The organism is Desulfoluna butyratoxydans (assembly GCF_900699765.1).
Classification (GTDB): Bacteria; Desulfobacterota; Desulfobacteria; order Desulfobacterales; family Desulfolunaceae; genus Desulfoluna; species Desulfoluna butyratoxydans.
This window is the reverse complement of sequence record NZ_CAADHO010000021.1, coordinates 1-4,318: the sequence shown is the minus strand read 5'-3', so window position 1 is coordinate 4,318 and position 4,318 is coordinate 1. Positions and strand designations below refer to the sequence as shown.

Annotated in this window: 5 protein-coding genes; 3 read left to right on the top strand and 2 right to left on the bottom strand. The window is 44.5% G+C overall.

From position 1 onward, the window contains the following. A partial coding sequence (locus tag MSL71_RS26225) for an IS91 family transposase (RefSeq protein WP_180147476.1) occupies positions 1-891 on the bottom strand: 891 nt, incomplete at its 3' end. Continuing rightward, the gene (locus MSL71_RS26220) at positions 875-1,762 is read right to left on the bottom strand and encodes a site-specific integrase (protein WP_180147473.1); all 888 of its coding nucleotides are present in this window, start codon (positions 1,760-1,762) and stop codon (positions 875-877) included. The genes MSL71_RS26220 and MSL71_RS26225, both read right to left, overlap by 17 nt. A gap of 294 nt (positions 1,763-2,056) precedes the next feature. On the opposite strand from MSL71_RS26220, the gene MSL71_RS26215 reads away from it, so the two are divergent. The 3 genes from MSL71_RS26215 to MSL71_RS26205 all read left to right on the top strand — a co-directional run bounded on the left by MSL71_RS26215 (position 2,057) and on the right by MSL71_RS26205 (position 3,847). Further along, positions 2,057-2,371, top strand: coding sequence for a hypothetical protein (locus MSL71_RS26215; protein ID WP_180147470.1), 315 nt, complete (start codon positions 2,057-2,059; stop codon positions 2,369-2,371). A gap of 124 nt (positions 2,372-2,495) precedes the next feature. After that, positions 2,496-3,053 (top strand): hypothetical protein, encoded by a 558-nt coding sequence (locus MSL71_RS26210; RefSeq protein WP_180147468.1) that lies wholly within the window; start codon positions 2,496-2,498, stop codon positions 3,051-3,053. Between the two features lie 107 nt (positions 3,054-3,160). Beyond that, a complete protein-coding gene (locus MSL71_RS26205) occupies positions 3,161-3,847 on the top strand; it encodes a hypothetical protein (RefSeq protein ID WP_180147465.1) in 687 nt (228 codons plus the stop codon). Positions 3,848-4,318: the final 471 nt, after the last annotated feature.

The window sequence follows — 4,318 nt, the reverse complement described above, 5'->3', positions numbered from 1 at the left end:
CCGCACTTTCATAAACCCTGTGGGGAGCACATGCTGGAGGTAGCGCCTCATGAACTCCATCACTTCAAGTGTCAGTCGCCTGGGGCGTCGGGAACCTTTCTTTTTGTAAGTGATGGTTACCTCGCGCCATTCGACCTTTTCGATGCGGCTCTGGCTGATGGCGACTTTAAAGATATAGGGCGTCAGGTATTTGATACACTCCTGGCCACCTCCAGCGGGTTCGACGTCTACATTAAACCCATTAAACCAGATATCGGGGCACACCTTGTGAAGCAGGCCAGCCTTTTCCATCAGCGCCTTAAACTTCTTGCGGAACAGAGCGGACAGTACCTTGTAGGGGAGCAAAAAGCCTTCGCTTGTTGGGTGCCAAGCCTTTCCATCGCCTGAGACAGCGCCTCCAGGGACCAGGTAGTGGATATGGGGATGATATTGAAGTTGGCGTCCCCAGGTATGCAGCACGCCAAAAAATCCCGGTGTCTTACCCGTCATCCATCGTCCCCTGTCCACGAGTTCTGACATTGCTTGGGAGGAGGCCGCGAACATCATGCCATAGCAAGCCTTCTGGTTGGAGCGGATCACATTCCGCAGCTCCTCCGGCACTGTAAAGGTCACCATGAAATGATGGCCCGGGAGCTGCCGTTTGATCTGGCGAGCCATCCACTGGCGGGCCTTATGATTTTGGCACGCCGGGCAATGGCGGTTCCCGCAGGAACGATAGAAGGCATGGATTTTACCGCACCCTTCGCACTCATAGTAGAGCAGCCCATGGGCCTGCGTTCGGCAAGAGAGGATGGCGCCGATGGTTTTGCGATGGGTCTTCGGCATGGAGGCCCCAAATCGATCCAGATACTCGGGGGCGAACTCCTGGAAGATTTTAGATATCTTGTTCATGGCTGTCTCCCCTCATCACGTGATTGATGATCCGGTACGAATCTTCAATCCCTTTCTGTGTGAGATGGAAGTAAGCCATGGTGGTTTCGAGGTTGCTATGCCCCATGTAACGTTGAACAACCCTCGGGTTGACTCCAGCCTCAAGCAGGTGGGTGGCATAACAATGGCGCAATGTATGGATGGATACCCTGCGTTTCATGATGCCCGCTGCATATCGGGCCTTTCGGAAGGCGCCCTGCACGCCTTCGATGGACATGACCTTATCGGTGGTGGGGGCTTCTGTGTTCCCACGTCCCCGAGCAGGGAAAATCAGGGTGGGGTTGCGGTGGTTGAGCCAGTATTGCCTCAGGACACCCAGTGTGTGTTCCGGCAAAGGCACATAACGATCCTTGGCCCCCTTGCCGCGATGGACGTGAAGCATCATTCGGGCGCTGTCGATATCTGAAACTCGGAGATTGAGGCCTTCAGATAACCTGAGGCCGCATGCATAGACCGTATGATAAAACGCCAAATTGTGTGGGGTTGTCACATGATTCAATATGCGGAAGACCTCCTCACGGCTGAGGATACACGGCAGGGTTTTTTCCCGCCTGGCCTTCAGGTAAGAAAAGAGATGGAAGTCTTGCTTTAACACATTGGTGAAGAAGAACTTGATTCCGTAATGGGCGATACCCATGGTGGAGGCGGACCACCCGTCAACGTTTCGACGATGAAGAAAGTAGGCTTCAATTTCTTCTTCCGTGATTTTGTCAGGCGTCTTGCCACAATAATCGACAAGCTTACGAACAGCGCGTGTGTATGCCTTTTGGGTGCTCTTTCCCAAACCTGCCAGTTGCAAAGCGCGCATTGATTTTTCATAATAGTCGTGCATCGTAGTCTCCTTTGGTTAGAATTGGTTGAGTTACAGGAAGGCTACGATGTTTTTCTTTCGTTTTAAATATGCTGGGATGCAGGGATATTGATTTTTGCTATGCAGGTTGAGGAATGATTTGCCGCGTAGCGGCTTTCTTGAACAAGCGCTTCCACGCCGACCGGTCGCAAGTGCGGTTTTTCAGGCGGCATCACTTAATGACGGTCGCCATTTTTCAAACACTTTCACTCATCAGCGCCCGTCGGGTGAAGCGCGGCGTTATGTGGTCAAGCCACTATTTTCTATGGGAAAGACATGTTCAAATTAAATGAAGACGAATACAAATCGACATTCTCTGAACCAATGAAAAGGGTTGGTCAAGATGAAAAGCCTCTTTTCGATTTTTGGCTATACTTTGATTCAATTCCAATAGAGGATTTTGATGGTTTTGACTGTGCTGAAGGCTGTGTAAGCTATGTTTGGCGCGACTCGACGAGAGCCTTTGATCATGTACTGATTAATTCCGATGTCAAGAATGTATTTATGGTTCTTGTTTTAGACATCAATCACAAAAAAGTTGTTGGCCATCGTCTCTTAAATTTGAATAAAGAATACGCAATCGGCACATAACAATTGGCTCATGGCCGACCCCAAAAAGCTGGCCACGTCTTTTGTAATTTCAACCGCTGTCCCTATCAGCTTTTTGGGTCGGCATAGCCATGCGTTATGTCTATGCGTGACTGGAGTAAGATAATTGAAATTACCGATAGTTATCAAGTATCACAATACATTCTTATATTATCTTCAGATGTTTTCTTTGTTTCTTCAGTCAGTAATTTTATCTGTACTAATAATTGGAATAACCTTTTTTTCAAAAAATCTACTGTGGTTGGCAGCTTTAGTTTTGCCAACAATACTACTATATGTTCTAAAAGTGTTACTTTTCTTCAAACCAATTTCTATTGGTAAGGATTTTTCAATTATTGACGACAAAGAATATGCAACTAAAGATTTAGACATTAGCTTCGAATATTCTATTCGTTCTCCTTTTTCTTTTTGCAAAATAACAAAAGATAATGATGTTATATCAAACTTTGTATTCTGTTCAATATTGATGGGTAATATAACAAGATTAGATTCGAATAAATTACTTGAAGCTTTACAAAAATTGAAGGACCAATCAAAAATCAACGATTCATTTGATGTTTATATAGAAAAAAAGAGATGGTTTCAGCACCCTCTTTTACCTGTAATCATTTTTCCTCTTTTAGCTATAGGTCCTTTAATTGTTTTGCTAATCGTATTGCAATAGACAACATAACAAATGCATGGTAACGGACCGCCCTCCGCTGCGCTCCGGGTACCCTCGCTGTCGCTCGGCGGCCCCACATGCATAACGTTAGCTCTATAGGAGAATTAGTGGAAATATTAGAAAACATACAAAAGAATATAGATGATTTTAAAGCTGATATTTTGAAATTAGACCAATTCCTCACCGGAACTCGTGTTTCATATAGTTTCTTTCAACATAAATATCCCGAAGTGCAAAAAGAGTTTAGTGAAAAAACCCGAAGTGAAGAAGAAGTGGAAGGGATGCATATATTTGAGAATCTCAATGATTCGATATCAATACATGAGGTGGAGGTTCTTAAGTACTGTTTTATTAATATAATCGCAAGAACAGATGCATTTCTTAACGATATTGCGCGATCTATCTACCTATGGAAAAAGCCTGACTTACAAGAAAAAGCAAGAGAGAAAATTATTTTAAATTTTTCTCATTCATCGTTTAAAGACAAGCTCAAACACTTTAAAAAAGAGTTTGAGTTAACGTTTCCTCATATCGAAAATAAAGAATCAACAATTGTTGAGCTTTTCAGCACAAGAAATATCATTCTTCACAATAATTGTTTAGTTAACGAGACATACTTGAAGATAAATCGGGACAGTAAACTAAGAGTTGGTGACGAAAGAGTCATAGGTGAAGAATATCTAAAGCTCACATTTGTCATGGCAGTCATAATTGCGAGATCAATAGAAGAACAAGTGCATCTCAAAGCTAACAATGCTAATGCAGCCGACGCAAAAAGCCGCGCGGCTGATTAGCGGCGTTAACCTACTTTCGGTAGGTTGTATAAATTGAGGGGGTTGTGACCTCTTTCACTTCGGCAACGGGCTTCGTTGCTTGGAGGTTTTCACTGTTTGTTTCAGGGGTGTCAAAAACACAAACGGTGTCATAAATCCCAAAAAATCGAGCGTTGTCATAAAATGAGCAATTCGCTCAACGGTTTTGTTCATACGATTACGTGTTCGCGGGGTGTGGTTTCAGATCGGCGGGTGTCGAATTCCTTTCTTTCATTACGAAGGGCCTTCTTCATTCAGTTTGTTCCAACGGGCTGGGTTTTATTTACATCATTAATGCCAGCACGTAGGTTAACATTAAGGATTGCTCGTGACCGTAGGTCACATCAATCCTTTGTTCAAGAAGCCCGGTTTTCGGTACTCGATGGTCTTATAGGGTATTGCTTTTCAGCAAACAGGCGGGAGCCCACCTCTGAGTTGCGAGATGGGCTGCTT

Excerpts from the sequence above, each read along its gene's own strand:
- MSL71_RS26220 (WP_180147473.1), bottom strand. The coding sequence starts at position 1,762 with ATGCACGACTATTATGAAAAATCAATGCGCGCTTTGCAACTGGCAGGT.
- MSL71_RS26215 (WP_180147470.1), top strand. The coding sequence starts at position 2,057 with ATGTTCAAATTAAATGAAGACGAATACAAATCGACATTCTCTGAACCA.